The organism is Candidatus Phycosocius spiralis (assembly GCF_030158815.1).
GTDB classification, from domain to species: Bacteria; Pseudomonadota; Alphaproteobacteria; order Caulobacterales; family Aquidulcibacteraceae; genus Aquidulcibacter; species Aquidulcibacter spiralis.
In genome coordinates this window covers 78,719-99,995 of record NZ_BPFZ01000009.1, presented here as the reverse complement: position 1 = coordinate 99,995, position 21,277 = coordinate 78,719, and the positions used below count along the sequence as shown (strand labels likewise).

At 51.0% G+C, this 21,277-nt stretch carries 20 protein-coding genes; 11 read left to right on the top strand and 9 right to left on the bottom strand.

Features of this window, described 5'->3' with window-relative positions; all coding sequences use genetic code 11:
* Window positions 1-130: 130 nt before the first annotated feature.
* Window positions 131-3,907: a tetratricopeptide repeat protein gene (locus PsB1_RS08115; protein ID WP_284360341.1), complete on the top strand. Its 3,777-nt coding sequence runs from the start codon at window positions 131-133 to the stop codon at window positions 3,905-3,907.
* A gap of 30 nt (window positions 3,908-3,937) precedes the next feature.
* Here PsB1_RS08115 and fliP read toward each other — a convergent pair whose 3' ends face one another.
* Together fliP and PsB1_RS08105 are read right to left on the bottom strand one after the other, a co-directional pair.
* Window positions 3,938-4,741 carry a flagellar type III secretion system pore protein FliP gene (gene fliP / locus PsB1_RS08110; RefSeq protein WP_284360339.1) on the bottom strand — a complete coding sequence of 268 codons (804 nt, stop codon included), beginning with the start codon at window positions 4,739-4,741 and terminating at the stop codon, window positions 3,938-3,940.
* A gap of 16 nt (window positions 4,742-4,757) precedes the next feature.
* A complete protein-coding gene (locus PsB1_RS08105) occupies window positions 4,758-5,054 on the bottom strand; it encodes a flagellar biosynthetic protein FliO (RefSeq protein WP_284360338.1) in 297 nt (98 codons plus the stop codon).
* Between the two features lie 139 nt (window positions 5,055-5,193).
* On the opposite strand from PsB1_RS08105, the gene PsB1_RS08100 reads away from it, so the two are divergent.
* From PsB1_RS08100 to PsB1_RS08080, 5 genes are read left to right on the top strand one after another with little or no spacing between them, the layout of a single operon-like run.
* Window positions 5,194-5,637 carry a flagellar biosynthesis protein FlgB gene (locus PsB1_RS08100; protein WP_284360336.1) on the top strand — a complete coding sequence of 148 codons (444 nt, stop codon included), beginning with the start codon at window positions 5,194-5,196 and terminating at the stop codon, window positions 5,635-5,637.
* Between the two features lie 11 nt (window positions 5,638-5,648).
* On the top strand, window positions 5,649-6,062 hold the full coding sequence (gene flgC / locus PsB1_RS08095; protein WP_284360332.1) for a flagellar basal body rod protein FlgC: 414 nt from the start codon (window positions 5,649-5,651) through the stop codon (window positions 6,060-6,062).
* Between the two features lie 34 nt (window positions 6,063-6,096).
* On the top strand, window positions 6,097-6,405 hold the full coding sequence (gene fliE / locus PsB1_RS08090; RefSeq protein ID WP_284360330.1) for a flagellar hook-basal body complex protein FliE: 309 nt from the start codon (window positions 6,097-6,099) through the stop codon (window positions 6,403-6,405).
* Window positions 6,406-6,421: 16 nt separating this feature from the next.
* Window positions 6,422-7,351, top strand: coding sequence for a class I SAM-dependent methyltransferase (locus PsB1_RS08085; protein WP_284360328.1), 930 nt, complete (start codon window positions 6,422-6,424; stop codon window positions 7,349-7,351).
* Window positions 7,348-8,103 carry a pseudouridine synthase gene (locus PsB1_RS08080; protein WP_420887897.1) on the top strand — a complete coding sequence of 252 codons (756 nt, stop codon included), beginning with the start codon at window positions 7,348-7,350 and terminating at the stop codon, window positions 8,101-8,103. The genes PsB1_RS08085 and PsB1_RS08080 overlap by 4 nt, the downstream gene beginning before the upstream one ends.
* Window positions 8,104-8,122: 19 nt before the next feature.
* Here PsB1_RS08080 and PsB1_RS08075 read toward each other — a convergent pair whose 3' ends face one another.
* The 4 genes from PsB1_RS08075 to PsB1_RS08060 form a co-directional block, all read right to left on the bottom strand.
* Window positions 8,123-9,088 carry a TauD/TfdA dioxygenase family protein gene (locus tag PsB1_RS08075; RefSeq protein WP_284360326.1) on the bottom strand — a complete coding sequence of 322 codons (966 nt, stop codon included), beginning with the start codon at window positions 9,086-9,088 and terminating at the stop codon, window positions 8,123-8,125.
* 94 nt (window positions 9,089-9,182) lie between these two features.
* Entirely contained in the window at window positions 9,183-10,472 is a 1,290-nt protein-coding gene (ccrA, locus tag PsB1_RS08070) for a crotonyl-CoA carboxylase/reductase (RefSeq protein ID WP_284360324.1), read from the bottom strand.
* A gap of 239 nt (window positions 10,473-10,711) precedes the next feature.
* Window positions 10,712-11,236: a GNAT family N-acetyltransferase gene (locus PsB1_RS08065; RefSeq protein ID WP_284360322.1), complete on the bottom strand. Its 525-nt coding sequence runs from the start codon at window positions 11,234-11,236 to the stop codon at window positions 10,712-10,714.
* Between the two features lie 92 nt (window positions 11,237-11,328).
* Window positions 11,329-11,574, bottom strand: a complete 246-nt coding sequence (locus PsB1_RS08060; RefSeq protein WP_284360320.1) for a type II toxin-antitoxin system Phd/YefM family antitoxin — start codon at window positions 11,572-11,574, stop codon at window positions 11,329-11,331.
* Window positions 11,575-11,781: 207 nt separating this feature from the next.
* Between PsB1_RS08060 and PsB1_RS08055 the strand changes: the two genes are divergently transcribed.
* Window positions 11,782-13,767 carry an ethylmalonyl-CoA mutase gene (locus PsB1_RS08055; RefSeq protein ID WP_284360319.1) on the top strand — a complete coding sequence of 662 codons (1,986 nt, stop codon included), beginning with the start codon at window positions 11,782-11,784 and terminating at the stop codon, window positions 13,765-13,767.
* A gap of 262 nt (window positions 13,768-14,029) precedes the next feature.
* On the top strand, window positions 14,030-14,602 hold the full coding sequence (locus tag PsB1_RS08050) for a hypothetical protein (protein ID WP_284360318.1): 573 nt from the start codon (window positions 14,030-14,032) through the stop codon (window positions 14,600-14,602).
* Window positions 14,603-14,613: 11 nt separating this feature from the next.
* On the opposite strand, the gene dusA is transcribed toward PsB1_RS08050, so the two are convergent.
* The gene (gene dusA, locus PsB1_RS08045; RefSeq protein WP_284360317.1) at window positions 14,614-15,627 is read right to left on the bottom strand and encodes a tRNA dihydrouridine(20/20a) synthase DusA; all 1,014 of its coding nucleotides are present in this window, start codon (window positions 15,625-15,627) and stop codon (window positions 14,614-14,616) included.
* 661 nt (window positions 15,628-16,288) lie between these two features.
* Between dusA and metG the strand changes: the two genes are divergently transcribed.
* Together metG and PsB1_RS08035 are read left to right on the top strand one after the other, a co-directional pair.
* On the top strand, window positions 16,289-17,998 hold the full coding sequence (gene metG, locus PsB1_RS08040; RefSeq protein WP_284360361.1) for a methionine--tRNA ligase: 1,710 nt from the start codon (window positions 16,289-16,291) through the stop codon (window positions 17,996-17,998).
* A gap of 3 nt (window positions 17,999-18,001) precedes the next feature.
* Window positions 18,002-18,652, top strand: coding sequence for a glutathione S-transferase family protein (locus tag PsB1_RS08035; protein ID WP_284360315.1), 651 nt, complete (start codon window positions 18,002-18,004; stop codon window positions 18,650-18,652).
* Between the two features lie 62 nt (window positions 18,653-18,714).
* On the opposite strand, the gene PsB1_RS08030 is transcribed toward PsB1_RS08035, so the two are convergent.
* Complete coding sequence (locus tag PsB1_RS08030; RefSeq protein ID WP_284360314.1) at window positions 18,715-19,233, bottom strand: outer membrane beta-barrel protein; 519 nt, start codon at window positions 19,231-19,233, stop codon at window positions 18,715-18,717.
* A gap of 346 nt (window positions 19,234-19,579) precedes the next feature.
* A complete protein-coding gene (locus tag PsB1_RS08025) occupies window positions 19,580-20,026 on the bottom strand; it encodes a PaaI family thioesterase (RefSeq protein WP_284360313.1) in 447 nt (148 codons plus the stop codon).
* A gap of 96 nt (window positions 20,027-20,122) precedes the next feature.
* Between PsB1_RS08025 and PsB1_RS08020 the strand changes: the two genes are divergently transcribed.
* The gene (locus PsB1_RS08020; protein ID WP_284360360.1) at window positions 20,123-21,274 is read left to right on the top strand and encodes an acyl-CoA dehydrogenase family protein; all 1,152 of its coding nucleotides are present in this window, start codon (window positions 20,123-20,125) and stop codon (window positions 21,272-21,274) included.
* Window positions 21,275-21,277 lie beyond the last annotated feature (3 nt).

Below are 21,277 nucleotides of genomic sequence, written 5' to 3'. Positions count from 1 at the left end.
TTTACATTAAATAAGTGACAACACCCTTTATTTGGTAAGATCAATTTAACCGCCATGCTTGATAAGTAGGGTGATGATACGGCTGAGCTTCTTGGGTTCAGCACATAGCTATTTTTGATTTAGAGACCAGATGGCCAAGCTGCGTCAATTACTTGCTTATATCTTGTGCGTCGCGCTGGCAGCGCCACCCTTTGCCTATGGGCAAGCAAACCCACCTGCAGCTGCTAAAGCCCCACCGGTTAAAGGTCTGGCTGGGGTCACATTATCTGCAACTCAAAATCCAACCTATGCACGCTTGTTAATTGAGTGGCCTGCAGGAACCAATCTAAGTGCCAGCGCCAACGCGCCGCCCAATAATGGTTTAGCGTTCATTCGTTTACCACGACCCGTCGAGGCTGATCCAATCCAATTTGTAAGAGGTGCACCTGATTTTTTAGCTTCCGCAGCCTTAAGCGCCGATAAACGCACCATTCGTATGGTTTTGTTACAAGGCACAAGGGTTGTTCAAAGCCGTTTTTCAAATATCCAAGCATTCGATTTTGTCTTGGCAGATGCACCTGATCCGCCACCTTACCAAGGCATATCTGAACAAAACAATGACGATCAGGGACAAGAAGAGCTAAGCCCAGATCGCGATGTTCAGCCCAAAAAGATGATTAATAGTCCAGCTCCAATTGGGGCTCCACGCGTATTGGTTGAAATACTACCGTCTAAGGAATTTACGAGATTGCGCTTGACGCGTCAGGGTTCGCAATCACCTTTACCCAATTATGGCTATTCGCGTAGCGGCGATAGGCTGGCGATAGCACTGCCTGGGCTTTTTGCGTTTGACATTGCCTCTTTACGAAATCAGCCCCCAGAAGGGGTGCTGGATGCGGCACGTTACAATTCTGCAACAGACACTTCTTTGGTACTCGATGTCAAACCTGGCAGTGTGGTGCGTCATAATCGTGATGGCAATGCCATCGTTATTGATATCTTACCGGCAGGGGCCAATAGTGACGCCGTCACGGGCTTTAAACAGCAAGCTGCTGCTGTGCGTGCAAAAGCGGAAGCCAAAAAGGCAGAGGCGAAGGAAAATGCTGCTAAGACAAGTGAGCAAGGATCCAATCCAGCCACGCAATCGACGTTAAATGAACAAGCTGCCCTTACTCAGCGTCCTGATCCTGCGCCTTCAGGTCGGATCAAGATGAGCAGTGCTATGATTGCTTCTGGCCTCCAGCTCGAATTTGATTTTCAAGCACCCGCCGCATCGGTTATCTTTCGTCGTGGAGATTCGATCTATGCTATGTTTGCCACGGCAGCCAATGTAGATATTGGCCGGGTTGCGAGTGGGAAATATCTAAGTCGGATTGAAACACTTCGTGGGAATGGGGTATCGGGGGTTCGCATTGTTGCCCCACCCGAAGTCAACGCCATACCAAGCGCGATGGGCAACAAGTGGCGCATCACATTATCGCCTGAACGATCTAGTGTCGCCCGTAACATCGTAATCGATCGTGAGCGTGCGCTCGATGGGACCTCTCGGGTCAAGGCCATTGTACCCGATGGTGCGGCTACAGGTGTTATGACCGACCCTGGGGTGGGAGATACTTTATTGTTAGGGCTATCCCTCGGCCCTGTTAGCGCATTACAAGCCCAACGTTCATTCTTGGAGGCCACATTACCGGAGACTTACCAAGGCTTGGCTGTCATTCCGCGCACCGAAGATTTTGAGTTGCGCCGATCTGTGGATGGGTTTGTGTTGGTGCGTCCACAAGGCATGGCCTTATCTGGATTGTCCGACGAAGATAATGTGACCGAAAATCCTGTCACTCCGCCGGGTTTTGTCAATTTTAAATCTTGGAAACAAGGTGCAAAAGCCGATTTTATTCCTAATCTCAGTAAGTTACGCCGTAAAGCCGCTGCAGAGCTAGGTGGCACAGGTATGGCGATGGCGGCACGTTTGGATCTTGCACGATTTTATCTTGGTTGGGACATGGGGCCAGAAGCGGCTGGGATTATACGCCAAGTGCGCGACGATGTTCCGGTCGCGTCAGAATTTCCTGACCTCATCGCGCTTGAGGGTATCGCAACATTGATGACGGGAAACAGCAAAGATGCCTTTACCAAACTGAGTGACCCTAAATTGGGTAATGATCCATCATCGCAATTATGGGCTGGACTGGCTGCCTATCAAAATGGGAATTTAGGTGAGGCGCGGCTACGCTTTGAACGTGGTGAACCTGCATTACGTTTGTTCGAACCTGATTATCGCGCACGTTTCGCGATCGCCAATGGCGAAGCAGCGATGGATTTAGGCGACTTTTCTTTAGCCAATATCGCAGCAAGTGCTGCCCAAAGTGATGCTCAAGAGCCAGTCACACAATTGCAGGCTGCTTTATTAGCGGCCCGTTCGATGGCGAGGTTAGGTCGTAGCGATGAAGCCTTATTTGCTTTGACCAAATTAGCAGCAGCACCCGATCCAGAAATAGCCGCGCGGGCAAGTTATGAGAAGGTCAATTTAGGATTGAGTACCGGCAAAATCAATCCAATAGAGGCTATCCGTATCTTGGATGGATTGCGATTTGCTTGGCGCGGGGATGATTTGGAAATAGACGTGTTACGACTGCTAGGTTCGCTTTATATTCAAGTTGGTGATGTTAGATCCGGCCTTTCTACCATGGCCAGCGCGATGACATTGCGCCCAGAACTTCCAGCTGCGCGGCGTTTACGTATAGAACTTGCCGATCAGTTTAAGCAATTGTTCTTGGAAGGTGGGGCAGATGGAATGGATCCTATTCAGGCGCTTGCGCTATTTTATGATTTCAGAAATCTCGCACCTATCGGACCAGACGGCGATCGGATGGTGCGTGGCTTAGCTGAACGTTTGGTCGCGCTCGATCTTTTGCCCCAAGCCACTCAATTATTACAACATCAAGTAGATAAAAGATTGGAAGGGTTTGCAAAAGCGCAAGTTTCTACAGATTTAGCCGCGATTTACATGATGGACCGTCGGCCTGAAGATGCGCTTCGTGCCATCTGGAATAGCCGTGTGGCTTTATTGCCAGAAGCCCTTAATCAGCAACGTCGTTTGATCGAAGCGGCAAGTTTAGCAGAGCTCGGTCGACGCGATCATGCACTTGAAACCATTGAATTTGATGGATCCCGCGACGCTGCCCGTTTACGCACCGAGATTTATATGCGTGCCAAAGACTGGCCGAATGCGGCTGCTAATGCGCGGGCTACTTTGCCCCCGGTTCAACCGCGACTTAGCCCAGAAGATGCCGGTGAAGTGTTGCGGGTGGCTGTTACCCAAGCCATGGCGCGTGAGACGGCTAATAATCGAGAATTGGCGCGCACTTATGGACCTGCCATGGCTAAAAGTGCCAATGCCGAAGCCTTCAAAGTATTGACCGATACGGCTATACCGTCCAATGCTACCCTTGTGGCAGCAGTGAATTCAGTGACCAGTGGTTCGCCCTATGACGGTTTAATGCGTCGTTTACGCACCCGGCTCAATGACATTGAGGCACCGATAGAAAATCAAGCCATTATGGCTGAAAACGCCAATGGTGTATCAGATGGTAATCCAACGGGTAAACTAGCATCAACCCTATTAGCAGTCTTGCCAGAGGGTTTGCGGCCAAAGCCTAACCCTGAAGCGGCAAAACCTCCCGCACCCCTCATGCCGCCCTTGCAACGACGCTCAGCACCCATAACTAAAATCCCACCACCGCTTAATCCAGAGGCAGGTGCAACACGCCCAGTCACTCGGCCCCCCATTCAAAATCAACCTAAAGCCACACCCAAAAGAGCCAACTCGCGTCCAACTCTTGATGCACCACGTGACCCTCCCCCCGATCAATTTTCCTCTAACCAAGCATCCCAAAATCGGGCGTCCCCAAATCAAGTCTCGATGCGCTAGATTGGTCAGATCAACAACACGTGGCCAAGCTTAAATCGGTGGCACAGCTCTAAAGCTTTGAACCAAGCTTTCAGCTACCAACCGCCAGCCATCAACAAGCACAAAGAAAATCAGTTTAAAAGGTAGCGAAACAACAACCGGCGGCAACATCATCATCCCCATCGCCATCAAGAGCGAGGCCACCACCAAATCAATCACTAAAAATGGCACAAACAGCAAAAATCCTATTTCAAACGCACGTCGTAATTCTGAGATCATAAAAGCGGGTGTCACCACCCTTAATGGCAAGGCTTGTGGGGTTGGTGGTGTAGGGATGCGGGCCAGTCGAATAAAAAGGCCCAAATCCTTTTCGCGCGTTTGGGCGAGCATGAATTGCTTGAGTGGTTCTGTGGATTTTGGCCAAGCCTGTTGTAAGGTGAGCTCTTGTTTCGTCATCGGGCCAATCCCCTCCTTCCAAGCCCGCTCAAAGGTAGGCTGCATCACAAAGGCGGTTAGAAATATGGCTAGGGAGACCATAACAGCATTGGGGGGGGCCTGTTGGAGGCCTATGGCCGTGCGCAATAAAGATAACACCACCACAATACGCACAAAACTTGTGGTCATGATCACGATGGATGGGGCTAGAGATAAAACTGTGATCAGCGCGATTGTTTGAACCACACGTTCGGTCAAGCCGGTTCCGTTACCAAGATCTAGATTGACTGTCTGAGCCATAGCCGTAGCTACACCCACCATGGAAGCTGCCATAGCGCTGATTAGGATGATGGCCCAGCGCTTGAGTATCTTGTTCAGCTCGCATGGACTACGTGCTTTAAGTGGGGTGGTTTTCTTCATGGGCTGCTGCCTAATCTTATGTCTGATCCGCAATTGTGGCTGGATCTTGGTTAATCGGTGCTATGCTCTGTACGGTCGCCCCAGTTGGGGAGATGATCACCAAATGCTCTTGATCATCACATCGCAGGACAATGGCACGAGTCCTTCCCGCATCTAGCCAGAGCTGCTCAACTAATTTCAGTCGCCCTTTTCCAGAGTTAGGTAACTGCCCCTGCATCAGGCCATAACGGCGGGCAAGCCATGCAGCACCAAGCAACAAACCCAAAGTTAAAGATAAAGCGGCAAGGGCACGAATAAGGTCGAAGAAGTTCATAATCCTCTATTTTCCCTGTTTTACGGCGTATCGATGGGGTTGCTGGATCTATGCAATGTGGGTGCGATGGTTTTCTTAATCAGTACTTAACCATAATCACGCCAATCATACTGGTGCAAAGAATCGCTAGGATCTGTCAATGAGTATCGCCAATACACCTTTTTTTGCTGTTCTAAAGGAGCGACTGGGGTTCTTAAATGAGCGCCAAAAAGTATTGGCCTACAATGTTGCCAATGCGTCTACGCCAAAATTTGTTGCCAAAGACCTCAATAATCGGTTGTTTGTCGATGCTGTTGAACGTCAAATGCCCCAAGCTCGCCGTGGCGTTCCCGGAGCAGCACCTTTGGAACTGGTCAGGATGAAAGAAACAAATGCCAACCATATGGATGGCGGGCCACCAGCTCCCAGCGCTGGAAAAATCATTCGCTCACCCGACAGTGAAACAACGCTCGATGGCAATTCAGTTGTTTTGGAAGAACAAATGATTAAAGTTGCCGACACGCGAATGAGTTATGATGCTGCTATGGGCCTTTATCAAAAAGGTTTGCAATTGATGCGTTTGGCGGCCCGCAAACCGCAATAGGGAGTTAGACCATGGCTGATATGTATGATGCGCTAAATGTTGCTGCCTCTGGACTTCGTGCACAAACGGCACGGATGAAGGTAATTGCTGAGAACATCGCTAATGCCAATAATACTGCACCCAATCCAGCCGATAACCCTTATCGGCGTAAGGTACCTGTTTTTGGTCAGGTTTTGAACCGTGAAAAGGGGCTAACCGAAGTCAAAATGACCAAAGTAATCCCAGATAATTCTGACTATCGCTTGCGGTATGACCCAACCCATCCAGGTGCCAATGCTGAAGGCTATGTCAAAATGCCTAATGTGAATACGTTGATCGAAACCTTGGATATGCGTGAGGCGCAGCGTGCTTATGAAGCCAATTTGAATGTTGTCGAAAGTGCGCGGGCCATGATGTCGAGAACCATCGACGTATTGCGTCGATAAATCCCTTTCGTTTTGATCAGGAGAAACCTGAACTATGAATTCAGCCGCTCTTTTAGCCGCCAAGGCCTATGGTGCTGCACCACCAACGGGCATACTCACCTCGGGCCCTGCGGTCGCCGATACGGATTTTAATTTTTCAGCTATGTTGGCCAAACAAGTGGCGGCCACAGTTGATGCAACCAAGGCAGCGGAGATCCAAGGGGCTCAAGCCGCAACCGGCAAGGCTGAAATGATTGATGTGGTCACGGCCGTAGCCGCTGCCGAAGTGCAAATGGAGACCATGCTGGCTTTCCGCGATCAGGCTATCCAAGCCTATCAGGAAATCATGCGCATGCCGATCTAAGCTTAACACGACAGGCATGGCAGATCGGAACGAAATCATGAGTAGGACGATTATCTATGGCGATATTCCAACCGATTTAGTGACGCTCCCTCTTGATGGCCTACAGGTTTCCCCTTTTTGGCCAGGCTCAGTACCACTTGAAGCGCTCCAGCACGAAACTTATGACGGCCTTATCATGTGGGCACCTGCAAATACAGTCGAACGCCGCCATGAGATGGCCCTCGCGTTACGGGCTTTGAAAATCGGCGCACCCATTTGTATTTTTGCCCCTAAAGATAAGGGCGGCACGCGACTGGCAAAGGAATTGGCCAGCTTTGGTGTTTTGGTTCGAGATCAGCCTAAGCGGCACCACCGCATGACTACAGCACCTCGTCCACAAGTTCTCTATGGTATAGAGGAAGCGATTAGTGCGGGCGAATTAAGGCTGGTGACTGATCTTGGCTTACTCAGTCAACCTGGTTTGTTCAGTTGGGATCGATTAGATATTGGAACCGCCTGCCTATTGACTGTGTTGCCGCAGCTGGTTGGACGGATTGGTGACTTTGGTTGTGGCTCTGGTGTATTGTCTAAGGCTGTTCTCACCCATGCAGGGGTGAGTGCTGTGACAGGATTTGACCGTGATCGGCGTGCGATAAAGGCTGCTGTGGCAAATATCACCGATCCACGTTTCTCAGCTGTCTGGGTGGATTTGTGTCAAGAGGGGGCGGGGGTCAACCATCTGGACTCAATAGTCATGAACCCCCCTTTTCATTTTTCGGGCAAAGAAGATATCAGCATTGGCATAAGGATGATTGAGCGCGCCGCGGATGCGTTGAGACCTGGGGGATGTTTATGGCTAACCGCCAACCGTCATCTTCCTTATGAGGCTGTGTTACGAGCTCATTTTAAGTCAGTTACCCTATGTCGCGAAGCTTTGGGTTATAAAGTCTATCAGGCGATATTGTGAGCACTAGACCTAAATCCATGCGGCTCGATCGGTTATTGGCCAATATGGGTTATGGCTCGCGCCGTGAAATTGCGTTGATGGTGAAGGCTGGCTGGGTGGTGTTGGATGGGATCACGCTCGAGGAAGGGGCTGTCAAACTTGCTTTGAGCGATGATTTACCCAAGCGTCTATTGCTTCGGGGCAATGCCATCGATCCTTTGCCAGGGATGGTTTTGATGGTGCACAAGCCCTTAGGTTATACTTGTTCCCATAAAGAAGCAGGTAAGTTGATTTATGACCTATTACCCGAACGCTGGCGCGCGCGCGAACCTGTTGTGTCTACCATAGGCCGCTTGGACAAAGATACATCTGGACTGATTTTGATGACCGATGATGGTGAGCTACTCCATAAAATTATCTCGCCAAAACACCATATTCCGAAGCGCTATGTTGTTGGTTTGGATCGATCCTTGTCAGGACAAGAGGCTCCCCTATTTGCATCTGGAACCATGATGTTGGAGGGCGAAGACAAACCCTTGTTACCTGCCCATTTGGTTGTCACTTCCGAGCGTACGGCAGTTTTGACCCTTTTTGAGGGACGCTATCATCAAGTTAGAAGGATGTTTGCCGCTATAGGCAATCATGTGGTGAGCCTACACCGCGATCAAATTGGTGATTTAATGTTGCCGACAACACTTGCTGTCGGGTCATTTGTCGTGTTGACGCCACAAGAAACCGCGCAGATATTTTCAGAAGGTCCCAATCAAGGTTAATTCCCAAGTCAGTGGAGCGTTAAGCAGCGTTTGATTTACTTGGTTGCTTATACATGGGTTTGGGGTCAAGAGGTTCGATTTTAAACCCCAAAATGTCTCCATTCTCCCCATTTTGTATCGCTGTGTTGGCAATTTGTGGATCGAAAAATGGCCGATCTCCAGTGATAGATACACGCTCCATCACGTGATCTGGTGCAACTGACTTGGCATCTTCATGATATTGGCATGAGCGATTGTCCCACAAAACAACTGTTCCAGGTGTCCAATGAAAGCTAAAAATGTGCTCGGGCTTGAAGAGGGTATCAAACAAAGAGTTCAAAAGCCACTTACTCGATTGCGGTGACATGCCAACAACCCCGATGGTGTAGGCCTTATGGATGAATAAAATTCGGTTGCGTGTTTCTGGATGCGTCCGGATCAATGGGTGGGTTTGCACCGGAAACTTAGATTTTAACTGTAAGGAGTCACGCACACTTAAGTCAGGGAGGGCATGTAATAGATCATGCTTGGATCTTAAGGAGCAGGTGAAGTCTTTTTTGGCATCACTTAGCGCGTCATAGGCAGCTTCCATATTTATAAACTGGCCAACGCTGCCCGTAACAGGTCCTGCAACGACCCGCATGACCGATCCCATGGGTGGGCGTTCACGCCAAGTCATATCTGAATTCAATTCTATGTATTGGTTAAGGGTTTTAACCTGTTTGGTAACGCGCGTGATGTGAGGATTAACTTCATCGACTTCACGGGTTGGATGAACATCTAAGGGTCCAAAACGCCGGGCAAATGTGATTTGCTGCTCAGTATTCAACTGTTGCTCACGAAATACTAATACCTTGTGCTTGAGCAAGGCTTCACACAGATATGAGAATATTTCCCCGCCCATAGGTGCAGCAAGGTTAACGCCTGATACTTCAGCGCCTAATGAATGATGTAACTTACGAATGCCAATCTGCTTTAATGGTGGGTTAGTGTTGAGCTGTGTCATCTTAATTAACCGGCAATGGACCCGAAAATGTTTGTTTTTAAAAGAATGTAACTTAAATTTGGCTTACTGCAAGATAAAATTTTATTTCCCACGTCTAAACTGATCGGGATGCCTCGATAACGTCCTCAAACGTTCTAAGCCCAGGGCAGGGTGAGCATACTAAAACCGCCATATTACCAGGGAGATGTAAGTTATCGAGCATTTTTTCGTGGGCTAAGGGAATATCCTCCCAAGCAAAGACTTCGGACATACATGGGTCAATTCGTCGCTCTATTACCAATTGGTTGGCCGCACTGGCTTGTTGGAGGTTAGCAAAATGACTACCTTGAACGCGTTTTTGCCGCATCCATAAAAAACGGGCATCCATGGTTAAGTTAAACCCTGTGGTCCCGGCGCAAATAACGACCATGCCGCCGCGCTTGGTTACAAAGACGGATACTGGGAATGTGCTTTCGCCAGGATGTTCGAAGACGATGTCGACGTCCTTATTGCCCGTTACCGCCCAAATAGCTTTTCCGAACTTACGGCTTTCCTTCATGTAGGAATTGAATTCAGGCCCATTGACGAGCGGCAATTGGCCCCAGCAATCAAAATCCTTGCGGTTGAGGACAGCTTTAGCGCCCATCGACATCACAAAGTCGCGCTTGCCCTCATCTGAAATCACGCCAATAGCATTGGCTCCTGAAACCGCGCACAATTGGGTCGCAAATACGCCAAGCCCGCCTGAGGCCCCCCACACTAATACATTCTGACCGGGTTTAAGCACATGAGGGCGATGACCAAACAACATGCGATAGGCAGTGGCTAATGTCAGGGTATAGCAAGCACTTTCTTCCCACGTTAAATGCTTGGGCCGTGTCATCAGTTGGCGGGACTGGACGCGGGCAAATTGGGCAAAGGCCCCATCTGGTGTCTCATAGCCCCAGATGCGCTGGCTGCTCGAGAACATCGGGTCGCCGCCATTGCATTCTTCATCGTCGCCATCGTCTTGATTGCAATGGACAACGACCTCATCACCGGGCTTCCAGCGCTTAACATTTTTACCGACGGCCCACACGATCCCCGCCGCATCAGAGCCGACAACGGCGTAATCTTGGTCATAGCCATCCAGTACGCTGACTGGTTCACCAAGCCCAGCCCAAACCCCGTTATAGTTGACGCCAGCGGCCATCACCAACAGGAGCACTTCGTCATTATCAATTTCAGGTGTGGGCAAGACTTCCAGTTGCATAGCCTTTAGCGGACGGCCGTGGCGCTCTTTGCGGATCGCCCACCCCCACATGGTTTTGGGTACATGAAAGGCAGGAGGGATTTGGCCGACGGGATACAGATCGAGCAGGGGCTCAGCTGAAACTTGTGGTGCTGCTGGGTCTATTGTCGGCATCCCGAATGCTCCTTACCAACCGACCTGATTTAAAGGTTACGGCCATTTACGCAATATATTTTTAATTCACGACACTTTGAAGGTAAAAACATTCAATTTTAGCCGTAAACTAGGTGTGTGATGGGACAGGTATGTGCTGCACTGCAGCATAAATTGTCAAGTTTCTTCTGACCTAGTCTAGAAAGGCCGTTCTAACTGGGCCGTTTATGAAGGTTTGCGACAACCCAAAAAGGTCAGGCCTACACACTATAACGCATCGCGACATCGCAGCGCTCATAATTGCAGCCATAGCGGGCCATGATATCGGGGTCGTGCACAAAACCTAGCTTCTCATAAAGATGGATCGCGGCTTCGCATTTTTTGTTGGTCAGAAGGAACAAGGTTTCAATCTTCATCTTTCGCGCGCGCTCAAGGACAGCCGCCAGCAAGAACTCCCCGGCCTTTTGCCCGCGCGCACTGTCTAAGACGCCCATTTTGGCCAATTCAAATGTGCCAAGGTCTTTAGCGGGCAGCAAAGCACAAGCCCCAACGATCCCAAGCCCTTCAACGGAGACAAATAAAATATCCCCGCCCTTGTCGATGATCATGGATTGGGGGTTTTCCAGCACCAGACGATCGGTTGCCACCAACCCAAACATCGCCTCAATCCATTGCATATTGATGTCGTGGAATGCGCCAGCTAGATCTGGTGACCAGGGGTGGATCGAGAGGGTAGGGTTCAAGGTTTGGGCCTCCAGCGCTTGTGCAAAGATAGGCTTATCCAAGGATCGCTTGCAAGCGCGACATTCCAGCCACGGTTAAAGGGTTGATGATTCAATACGGGGAGATTGTCTATGCTTAGGACTAAAACGCCTGATTAGATAGAATCGCGCTCGTAAAGCCATTCACGCGGCACAGGTGGCAGATTTAAACTCGCCTGAGTACGCAACCGCTCCAACAAGTGGTGCTTGGCTTCTTGGCGATCGGCAGGCGCTTCAATGGGTACCAATTTAGCATAGGGCACGCCATGACGCGTAATGACAATCGTCTCGCCGCCATGCGCGCGGTTTAAGAGTTCAGACAGCTTTTGCTTTGCGTCAAACGCAGCGACTTGGGAGGCCATAATTCAATCCAGACTTAATCCAGACATAGCTATAATTATTCAATCTGTCCAGAAAATTCAGTTTTCAACGCCCATTGATCTGCAAGGTGACAGCCTGAATAATCGAGTTCTGACGGCTTTTTCTTGTTCCCTTCCCTAGCCTCAAGAAGTTCCCCTTGCAACTTGCCCGGTGCCTATGCCATCTCGCCTTTGCACAAGGACGCGCCAATGACCGACCAGCCCTTTCAACACACCCCCGATAAACCATGGATTTTTCGTACCTATGGTGGCCATTCGACGGCGCAGAAGTCCAACGCGCTCTATCGCGCTAACCTTGCCGCAGGGCAGACGGGCCTGTCGGTTGCGTTCGATTTGCCGACCCAGACGGCCTATGAGGTGGACCATGTGCTGGCCAAGGGTGAAGTCGGCAAAGTGGGTGTGCCGATTAGCCATTTGGGAGACATGCGTACCTTGTTTTCGGGTATACCGCTTGAAACCATGAATACCAGCATGACGATCAATGCGCCTGCTCCTTGGCTACTGGCGCTTTATGTCGCTTTGGCGGATGAGCAGGGGGCCGACCGCAAGAAGCTGCAAGGCACCACGCAAAACGATTTGATCAAGGAATATCTCTCACGCGGGACCTATGTGTTTCCCCCTGCACCCAGCTTGAAACTGACTGCTGACACGATTGCCTGGTGCTTGCAGGAAACGCCTAAGTTTAACCCGATGAATGTGTGCTCGTATCATTTGCAAGAAGCAGGTGCGACGCCCGATCAGGAATTGGCCTTTGCGCTCGCCACCGCCATTGCCGTGCTCGATGAAGTTAAAGCGCAAGGGCAAGTCATCCCCGATGATTTCCCAGCCGTGGTGGGCCGGATCAGCTTTTTTGTGAACGCCGGCATTCGTTTTGTGACGGAGCTGTGCAAGATGCGCGCGTTTAACGTCTTATGGGACGAGATTTGCCAGGATCGATATGGTGTCACCGATCCTGCTATGCGCCGCTTTCGCTATGGCGTGCAGGTCAATTCCTTGGGCCTAACCGAACCCCAGCCTGAGAATAACGTCTATCGCATTCTCCTTGAAACATTGGCTGTGACCATGAGCAAGGACGCCCGTGCGCGTGCCGTGCAATTGCCTGCGTGGAATGAGGCCTTAGGCCTTCCCCGCCCATGGGATCAGCAATGGAGCCTTAGGCTTCAACAAATTCTAGCCTATGAAACCGATCTTCTCGAATATGAGGATTTGTTTGCAGGCTCGCACGTGGTGGAAAAAAAGGTCGCTGAATTGGTGGCCGGCGCTAAGGCAGAGCTGGCTAAGATCGAGGCTCTGGGCGGGGCAGTTGCTGCGGTGCCTTATATGAAAGAAAGTTTGGTGCAGGCCAATCGTGACCGCTTGCTTGGCATCGAACAAGGCAGCCAAACTGTGGTTGGCGTCAATCGCTGGACCGATACAGAACAATCACCTTTATCCGCTGGGGAGGGTGCGATCCAGACCGTAGACCCGATGGTGGAGGCCGATCAGATCAAACGATTAAATGCGTGGCGCGCCACCCGCGACCCTACTGCCGTTGCGGCGGTTCTTGCGGCCTTGGAAACCGCAGCGCGGGAAAACCGCAACATCATGGAGCCGTCCATCGCGTGTGCCAAAGCCGGTGTCACCACTGGGGAGTGGGGCACATTATTGCGCAGTATTTACGGGGAATATCGCGCGCCAACGGGGGTTTCGCTGCTTGTGAACATCGAGGGCGAAGATATCGAAGCCGTGTCCAAAAAGGTTGATACGATCAGCGAAAAACTAGGCCGCAAATTGGCCTTTTTGGTTGGGAAGCCGGGCCTTGATGGCCACTCAAACGGGGCCGAACAAATCGCGACACGCGCCCGCGCTGTGGGCATGGATGTGACCTATGAAGGCATCCGCATGACGCCCGAAGAAATTGTTGCACGTGCAGTAGAAAAGCGTGCCCATGCGGTCGGTCTTTCTATCCTGTCTGGATCGCATCTAGACCTTGTGCGCGATGTGGTGGCGCGGATGCGGGCAGCAGGGCTAGCACATGTGCCCGTGGTGGTGGGCGGTATCATTCCGCCAGAAGATGCCCGCGCGCTCAAGCAATTTGGCGTCGCGGCTGTCTATACGCCCAAGGACTTTAAGATCACCGAGATTATGGGCGATCTGGTCGATATTGTTGCCGCGCGGGTCGATCAATTGGTTTAGAAGATAATCTTAAATCTCCGCTAAATCCTAGGTTGCCAGATTGAGTGATTGGCACTAGCCTCTAAGTCTATTCAAGGGTGGATGTAGGGGGCTAGGTTGAGGGCGTCTACTTCGAAGATGGCCTATCCCATTCGACCAACTGCCCCCAAAGCCGTACCTAGCGCAGACTTCCTAGCGAGGCCATATGACCGAAACTGTAAGCCAACAGCCTAGTCCCCAAAAAATATGGTTTTGAACCGACAAGCGACCCATAGCACCCGATGTGGAGACAAGGATAACGTGCGCCATCGCAGAGTTGGGTCAGCGCGCCTATCGCATGCTTACTGTATCAATCGCTGTCGGGATTATTTTTCAGATTCTGCCTGGCCGGGGGATCGACAGCTCTTTGGAGGGTTCTTCGTTCAATTACTTTTCCCACGCGCCATTTGGCCCCATCTTGCTGATTCTCGCCAATTTCCTCGTAATTTTCATCGGGACGCCACTTGGTGACCGCGACGACTTGCGTAATCCAACTTATCAAAGTGGTATTCCCCAACGGCGGACTCGGTTGAGCAGGGCGCTTTTGGTGGTGTCGATGCTAATCTTGATTAGCTTCATGGTCTACATGGTTACCAGCATGATCAATCACACGCGGTTTCAAGACAGCCATATTGCGGAGCTTGTCGGCTTTTATATTGTGTTTGCAATTAGCAGTCATGGTGCCGCTGTCATCGAACGGGTGCGCTGGGTTCTCGAATTGCGGGCTGAGCAAGGCCATGTTTTGGCTTTTGGCGAGGAAGGTGAAGAGGTCGATACAGGCTCTAGGATACCTTGGTATCGGCGAGCCACTCGATAAAGCGGTAGCCCCTAAGCAGCGATCTGCCCACGGCTCGCAAAGCGACTTGCTTCGCGCTCGATCAAGGCCAGTGCCTCATCATAGACTTCAATCCCGGCCCCCGCGCGGCTGGTCTCACCCAGATGGCGCCGAAATAGGCGCGCGCCAGGTCTGCCCGCAAACAAGCCCAGCATATGACGGGTGATCGCGTGTAGTGGCACGCCTTCACCCAAGCGTCGCACCACATAGGGTCGAAAAGCGCGGTAAGCTTCTTCGGGCGTAACAATCGCGGTATCGTGGCCCAAAATCTCATCATCGACATGGCCCAATAAGGCAGGGTCATGATAGGCGGCGCGACCCAGCATGACCCCATCAAGACCCGTGACTGCGCGTTTTGCCTGCTCAATACTTCCAATCCCGCCATTCAAGATCATGGTAAGGTGCGGGTGTGAGGCCTTTAAACTGTGCACCAAATCATAGTTCAGGGGCGGAATTTCGCGATTATCCTTTGGCGAGAGACCTTTGAGGATCGCCTTGCGCGCATGCACAACAAAGACGGTGACGCCAGCTTTTGCAACCGTCTCGACAAAACCAAATAAGCTCACTTCTGGGTCTTGATCATCGACGCCGAGGCGGTTTTTTACTGTCACCGGCAAATGCGTTGCGGCCTGCATGGCGGTGACGCATTCTGCTACCAACTCCGGCTCGCGCATTAGGCACGCGCCAAAGCGGCCCGATTGCACCCGGTCAGAGGGGCAACCGACGTTGAGATTAATCTCATCATAGCCAAAATCCGTGCCGATTTTGGTCGCCTCCGCCAGTTTAGCGGGGTCTGAGCCACCGATTTGGAGCGCGACGGGATGTTCGCTTGCGTCAAAGCCAATCAAACGGGCGCGGTCACCATGGATGAGTGCTTCGGCTGTGACCATCTCAGTATATAGAAGCGCGCCTTTACTCAACACGCGGTGAAACGCCCGGCAATGCCGATCTGTCCATTCCATCATGGGCGCGACGCAAAATCGCCTATCGAGCGTGTCAGTCTGCATGGCCGTTTCATGCCTTTTTTGCCTTAAAAACGCAAATCTGCAAATTTCTGCACAAAGTTGAAAAAAAGTGTTTGACACATATGGTGTGCTATAGTAGTAATACACCCATGCACTACATCAGTGCAGCACGAATTTAACAAACACAGACCAACAGGAGAAACCAACATGATCACTTTAATCGCAACCGCATGGCTCTGCCTTCTAGGCGCTGGCATCGCCAGCATGGCGGCTTCTGACCGCGCCTAAGCACACCTAGCATTCTCTCTCCACCTCCCCGGAACCCACATTGAGGAACAAAACAATGATCACTTTAATCGCAACCGTATGGCTCAGTCTTTTAGGCGCTGGCATCGCCAGCATGGCGGCTTCTGACCGCGTCTAAGCACACCTAGCATTCTCTCTCCACCTCCCCGGAACCTACATTAAGGAACAAAACAATGATCAATCTTATCGCAGCACTTTGGCTTACCATCGTCGCTTCTGGCCTTTTAGGCATGGCAGCCTCTGACAGGCACTAGTCGTACCGGCATCGTTGCACCCTACGCCTCCAACGTCCCTAGCGATGCCCAAACTGGGATCGGCCCCGCCGATCCCTTTTTTTGTGAGCACTCTATGCCATCCAAGCCTTGGATGGCGCGCACAAATCGCTTACACACTTGTTATGGCCCGTTATCTGATTACTTCTGCACTTCCCTATATCAATGGTATCAAGCACCTTGGCAATTTGGCGGGTTCGATGTTGCCGGCCGATGTGCATGCGCGGTTTCGCCGTTTGCAAGGCCATGAAGTCCTGTTTGTGTGTGCCACCGATGAGCACGGCACCCCGGCAGAGCTTGCGGCGCGTGAGGCTGGCATGTCGGTGCGCGACTATTGTCAGCTTCAACATGATATCCAGCGTCAAGCAGGGACTGGGTTTCATCTTTCCTTTGATTGGTTTGGCCGCTCTTCCAGCCCGCAAAATTACGCTTTAACCCAGCATTTCGCCCAAATGCTGGAGGACAATGGTCTGTTAGAAGAGCGGGTGACCGCGCAAGTCTATTGTGTGGATGATGCACGCTTTTTACCTGATCGCTATGTGGAAGGTACGTGCCCTAAATGCGGCTATGTTGATGCGCGCGGCGACCAATGCGATAATTGCGGCACGCTGCTCGACCCTACCCAATTGCTCCATCCGCGCTCTAAAATATCAGGCTCGACCAATATTGAAGTGCGCGACACCGCACATTTATTCCTGCGCCAACCCTTAATGGCGGAAAAAATCCGCGCCTGGGTCGATCAAGCCCAAGATTGGCCCCATCTGGCCCGCTCTATCGCTTATAAATGGTTAGACGAGGGATTGCAGGACCGCGCGATCACGCGTGATCTTGTTTGGGGGGTTCCGGTCCTGAAAGATGGCAAGGTCCGGCCGGGCTTTGAAAACAAAGTGTTTTACGTGTGGTTTGACGCCCCGATTGAATATATCGCCGCCACGCAAGAATGGGCGGACGCGACTGGTGGCGACTGGAAACGCTGGTGGCGCACGGATGGTGGGGCCAAGGATGTGTCCTATGTGCAATTTATGGGCAAGGATAATGTCGCCTTTCATACGGTTTCCTTCCCCGTCACGATCTTAGGATCGGGTGAGCCTTGGAAGTTGGTTGATCGGCTGAAAGCCTTTAATTGGGTGACATGGTATGGCGGGAAATTCTCTACCAGCCAAAAACGCGGTATCTTTATGGACCAAGCCTTAGAGCTTTTAAGCGGTGATTACTGGCGCTGGTATTTGATGGCCAATGCGCCAGAAAGTTCAGATGCCGCCTTTACCTTGGAGGGCTTTCAGGCAACGGTCAATTCTGATCTTGCTAATGTTTTGGGTAATTTTGTGAACCGCATTTTGAAATTTACCGACGCAAAATTTGACGGCCAAGTGCCAGCACAAGGCGTGGCCGGGGAAGCAGAAGCGAAGTTATGGGCGGATGTTTCGGTCAAGATCGCGGCCATCACCGCTTACCACGACGAGATGGAGTTTCGTAAAGCCGCAGCAGAAACCCGCGCCTTATGGGCGCTGGGTAATGAGTATCTGCAAATGGCTGCACCGTGGACGGCAATCAAAACCGATTTTACTTTGGCGGCATTAGGCGTGCGCACAGGCCTAAATCTGGTCGCTTTATTTGCTATTTTGGCTGGGCCTTTTGTGCCAGAAGCTGCCGCACGGATCCTTGATGGTCTTGGCGTGCCTGAAAGCAAACGGATGTGGCCAAAGGCCGATGATGCTGGCCTACTTGATGCCTTGCCCCATGGTCTTCAGATCCAAGTACCAGAGCTATTGTTTGCCAAGATTGAAGACGATCAAGTCGCGGCTTGGAAGCTGCAATTTGGGGGCGGTGGCTAAATCATGGCGACGATCAAGGCAAATGACCCGATCCTATTTGTTGGTAATGGCGGTGGATCTATGCTGGCAGAAATTGTTTTATGCCTTGCAGATGTGCGCTGTCAGATCGAGACTGTAGATTGGGGTGATCATGGTTTAGAAAGCGACGGCTTGCACGCTGCCAATCCACTTGGGCAAGTGCCAACATTGGTTTTTCCAAATGGCCAAGTGTTGACCGAGACCGCCGCCTTTGTGCTTACTATTCATGATTCCCGTCCTGATTTGGGCTTGGTGCCCAGCCTCGATACTGACCTACGTCCCCAGTTTTGGCGCTGGCTGATGGTGATAAACGCCGCAATCTATCCCACCTTTACATATGGCGATTATCCGCAAAAATGGGCTGATCAAGACAGTGAAGGGTCGCTGCGCACCCGTACCGATCAGCACCGCAAGCGCCTAATGCTGGAGCTGGAGCAACAAGTTAGCCATCCATGGTTTTTGGGTGAGACTTTTAGCGCACTCGATCTTTATATCTGGGTCTTGATCCACTGGCGTCCACGCTCGGATTGGTATCAAGCCCACGCACCCAAGCTTTACGCCATCGCCAAAAGGGTTGATGACATGGCCGAGACCAAACGTGTGATCGCCCGTAATGGCGTCAAGCCATTGCCGTAGAAAAAGGCCTTCCCAGAAACTGGGAAGGCCTAATCCGTTCAATTCAAAGCGGTCGCCAAGTCTTAGAACTTGCGGACATAGCTTGCAGTAATGCCGTCTGCACCCTTATCCTTGGTGTAGCGTGTATAGTCCAAACGCACGCCATTGGAATCGTCCAACATATATTGGCCACCTACCCCGATCGCAAATGAACCATCGTCATCCTTGGACTTATAGCCCTGTTTTTTTAATAGACTGGCATCGCCTTTAGCTTCTGTCCATCTGTGCACATAACCGGCACGGCCAAAGATCGACAGACTATCTCCAACAGGGATACTGGCTACTCCGAAGGCTCCCAAGGTGCCACGTGTACGCACTTTAACACCATTGACTTTATCTTCTTTAATGCCGATGCCACCTTCACCTTCAAGACCGATGTTTGGCGAGAATTGATAACCAACCCTTCCATTGAGGGTTCCAGTATCGGTCTTTTTGGTATGGAGATGATCATAACCGGCTGTGATATAGGTGTTTGACTGCGCGAAGCTAGGCGCGCTGGCTAAAGTGGTGGTAGCTAAGATTGCGAGAGTAACAAAACGCATGATTGACATTCCTATCTAATTGTTGCGAGCAAATTCGCTAAACCGAAATGGCCTAGAAACTACCCTATTTGATCTTGGAGCTCTCGTTCAGTACCGCTGTTTCGGTCGCTGGATGGGGAGGAGTGCCCTTAGACAGGTTATAGATAGGAGGTCAAAATGTGGGCTGCAACTAAATATTATGTCATGTATTGAATGCAAAACCATCATGTGATCAATAAGATACACATTAAGGCCAAAGAATGTTCGTCACATGAACTTCCGCTAAATGGTGACGGTTTTTGTCTGATTACGGCCACATTTTACCCACGAATGTGGCCGACCTGCCATGAAATAATGCGGCTGATTCTTACAAGCCTATGCGTTTTAGGATGGCCGAGTAGGCTAAGATTGGTTTTCCGGCTTGGCTAAGTGTGCCGCGCAGGAACAACATGGTGCGGGTAGCGCGCACGATATCACCGCTTGATTCAATCAAAGTGTCGGGCTTTGCCGCCCCTACAAACTGGCTCTCAAAATGCATCGTCACGCAAGGACCTGACTCCATATAATCATATGCGTGTGCGAACAAAGCGAAGTCGGCAAAGGTCATCAATGCCCCACCATGGATATTGCCCATGCCATTACAATGCTGATCGGTGGGCATGAAGGCGCATTGATAGCGGCCTTCACCCAATGACTTCATATAAAATGGCCCGGTCAGTGTCTCAAACGGATCAGATCCATTGCCCCAGGTTGACCAGCCGGCAAACGGGCCTTCGTGCACAAGACTTGGCTTGGATGGAGTATTTTCACTCATATGCTATCGACTTTCACAATGGGCTCGTCAGCGGGTGTGATTGGGTCTTAAAGTGCTTGGCAAAGAAAACAAGAATATCTGCTCATGGAGACACAAGTGGCCTATGATCGTGAAATCACCCAAGAATTGATCAGCGTCATTGCGCGTTTCGTAGAAGAAAAGCTACGCCCGATTGAAGCACAGGTTGGAGAGGATGATGCGGTCCCTGAAGCCATAATCAACCAGATGAAAGAGCTTGGTCTGTTTGGATTAACAGTTCCCATTAAATACGGCGGACTTGATTTGACGATGGAGGTAGAATGCTTGGTGGCGTTTGAGTTTGGCCGCACCAGCCCTGCGTTTAGCTCCTGTTTTGGTACTAATGTTGGTATTGGTTCCCAAGGCCTTATTCTATTTGGAAGCGAGGCCCAAAAACAAAAATATCTGCCCCAGATCGCTTCAGGGGAACTTGTGACCAGTTTTTGCCTGACGGAGGCTGAAGCGGGTTCGGATTCAGCAGCCGTACAAACCCGCGCGCAGCGTGTAGGCGATCATTATGTGTTGACGGGCTCAAAGCGCTATATCACCAATGCCGATAGAGCAGGGCTCTTTACCGTCATGGCCCGCACAGACGCCGATGTGAAGGGTGCTAAAGGGGTGACAGCCTTCTTGGTTGAGCGGGATAGCCCTGGCCTCTCAGTTGGCAAACCCGAAAAGAAAATGGGTCAACAAGGGGCGCATATTTGTGACGTGTATTTCGATGCTGTCAAAGTGCCAGTTGAAAATCGCTTGGGTGAAGAAGGCGCGGGTTTTAAGCTCGCGATGCAGGTGCTGGACCGTGGACGTCTCCATATTGCTTCGGTCTGCGTCGGGTTAGCAGAACGTCTGATTTCCGATAGCTTGAATTACGCGCTTAAACGCCAGCAATTTGGCAAGCCGATTTGTGAGCACCAATTGATTCAAGCCATGTTGGCGGATTCTAAGACCGAAGCCTATGCCGCTAAAGCTATGATTTTGGACGCGGCCCGGTTGAAAGATGGGGACCAATCTATCACTTTGGAGGCTGCTGCCGCCAAATATTATGCCTCAGAAATGGTGGGCAGGGTCGCTGATCGAGCCGTGCAGATTTTAGGGGGCGCAGGTTATGTTGTTGATTACGGGATAGAGCGCTTGTATCGCGATGTCCGTATCTTCCGTATTTATGAAGGCACCAGCCAAATTCAACAAATTGTGATCGCGCGTGAGATGATTAAAGCAGCCAAAGGATAACGG

Bases quoted from the DNA above. Each gene is read 5' to 3' on its own strand.
- PsB1_RS08025 (WP_284360313.1), bottom strand. From the start codon at position 20,026: ATGAGTGAAAATACTCCATCCAAGCCAAGTCTTGTGCACGAAGGCCCG.
- PsB1_RS08060 (WP_284360320.1), bottom strand. From the start codon at position 11,574: ATGGCCTCCCAAGTCGCTGCGTTTGACGCAAAGCAAAAGCTGTCTGAA.
- fliP (WP_284360339.1), bottom strand. From the start codon at position 4,741: ATGAAGAAAACCACCCCACTTAAAGCACGTAGTCCATGCGAGCTGAAC.
- ccrA (WP_284360324.1), bottom strand. From the start codon at position 10,472: ATGCCGACAATAGACCCAGCAGCACCACAAGTTTCAGCTGAGCCCCTG.
- PsB1_RS08055 (WP_284360319.1), top strand. From the start codon at position 11,782: ATGACCGACCAGCCCTTTCAACACACCCCCGATAAACCATGGATTTTT.
- dusA (WP_284360317.1), bottom strand. From the start codon at position 15,627: ATGCAGACTGACACGCTCGATAGGCGATTTTGCGTCGCGCCCATGATG.
- PsB1_RS08115 (WP_284360341.1), top strand. From the start codon at position 131: ATGGCCAAGCTGCGTCAATTACTTGCTTATATCTTGTGCGTCGCGCTG.
- PsB1_RS08035 (WP_284360315.1), top strand. From the start codon at position 18,002: ATGGCGACGATCAAGGCAAATGACCCGATCCTATTTGTTGGTAATGGC.
- fliE (WP_284360330.1), top strand. From the start codon at position 6,097: ATGAATTCAGCCGCTCTTTTAGCCGCCAAGGCCTATGGTGCTGCACCA.
- flgC (WP_284360332.1), top strand. From the start codon at position 5,649: ATGGCTGATATGTATGATGCGCTAAATGTTGCTGCCTCTGGACTTCGT.
- PsB1_RS08030 (WP_284360314.1), bottom strand. From the start codon at position 19,233: ATGCGTTTTGTTACTCTCGCAATCTTAGCTACCACCACTTTAGCCAGC.
- metG (WP_284360361.1), top strand. From the start codon at position 16,289: ATGGCCCGTTATCTGATTACTTCTGCACTTCCCTATATCAATGGTATC.
- PsB1_RS08105 (WP_284360338.1), bottom strand. From the start codon at position 5,054: ATGAACTTCTTCGACCTTATTCGTGCCCTTGCCGCTTTATCTTTAACT.
- PsB1_RS08075 (WP_284360326.1), bottom strand. From the start codon at position 9,088: ATGACACAGCTCAACACTAACCCACCATTAAAGCAGATTGGCATTCGT.
- PsB1_RS08085 (WP_284360328.1), top strand. From the start codon at position 6,422: ATGGCAGATCGGAACGAAATCATGAGTAGGACGATTATCTATGGCGAT.
- PsB1_RS08100 (WP_284360336.1), top strand. From the start codon at position 5,194: ATGAGTATCGCCAATACACCTTTTTTTGCTGTTCTAAAGGAGCGACTG.